Origin of the sequence: Corallococcus llansteffanensis (assembly GCF_003612055.1) — a bacterium.
In the GTDB taxonomy this organism is placed as follows: domain Bacteria; phylum Myxococcota; class Myxococcia; order Myxococcales; family Myxococcaceae; genus Corallococcus; species Corallococcus llansteffanensis.
This window is the reverse complement of sequence record NZ_RAWB01001084.1, coordinates 1-974: the sequence shown is the minus strand read 5'-3', so window position 1 is coordinate 974 and position 974 is coordinate 1. Positions and strand designations below refer to the sequence as shown.

At 71.0% G+C, this 974-nt stretch carries 1 protein-coding gene; it reads left to right on the top strand.

The window, feature by feature from the left end:
- Positions 1-661 (top strand): ThiF family adenylyltransferase (locus D7V93_RS43475; RefSeq protein ID WP_208723369.1); only part of this gene is annotated, 661 nt, incomplete at its 5' end.
- Positions 662-974: the final 313 nt, after the last annotated feature.

Below are 974 nucleotides of genomic sequence, written 5' to 3'. Positions count from 1 at the left end.
CTACCTGGCCGCCGCGGGCGTGGGCACGCTGGGCATCGTGGACGCGGACGTGGTGGACCTGAGCAACCTCCAGCGCCAGGTGCTGCACACCCTGGAGCGCCGGGGCCAGCCCAAGGTGCAGAGCGCGAAGGCCGCCATCGAAGCGCTCAACCCGGACGTGAAGGTGGTGCCCTACGAGGAGCGGCTCACCACCGCCAACGTGGAGCGCATCCTCGCGGACTATGACCTGGTGCTGGACGGCGGGGACAACTTCCCCACCCGCTACCTGCTCAACGACGCGTGCGTGCTCGCGGGCAAGCCCAACATCCACGGCTCCGTGTTCCGCTTCGAGGGTCAGGTGACGACCTTCCTGCCCGGCAGGGGGCCCTGCTACCGCTGCCTCTACCCCGCGCCGCCCCCGCCGGAGCTCGCGCCCTCGTGCGCGGAGGCCGGCGTCCTGGGCGTGCTGCCGGGCATCATCGGGATGCTCCAGGCGACGGAGGCCCTCAAGCTGCTGCTCGGGGTGGGGGAGTCGCTGGCGGGGCGGCTGCTCACCTTCGACTCGCTGGGTACGCGCTTCCACGAGCTCAAGCTGCGCAAGGATCCGGAGTGCCCCGTCTGCGCCCCGGGCGCGAAGGTGGAGCTCATCGACTACGAGCAGTTCTGCGCCATGGGAGCCTGAGGGCCGCCCTGGCGGGTCCCGGGGGGACTTCCTCCCGGGAGGGATGCATTTTCGGGGGCAACGGTCTAGACGAGGCCGCGTATGATGCCGCCGGCCTGGAGATGGGGTCGCGGTGGACCGTGACCCGGTCGGGCCCGCGCGCAGCGGTAGGGAGATGACGGCGATGTCCGAGCAGAACGAGAACCAGGACGCGGACCCCAAGGTGGAGGACCGGCGCGACTCGCCCCGGGTCCCCATGCGCTTGAAGGTCCGTTGGCAGGGCGGCACGGAGACCTTCCTGGACCGTGCGGGAGACCTGTCCCTGGGCTGTCTC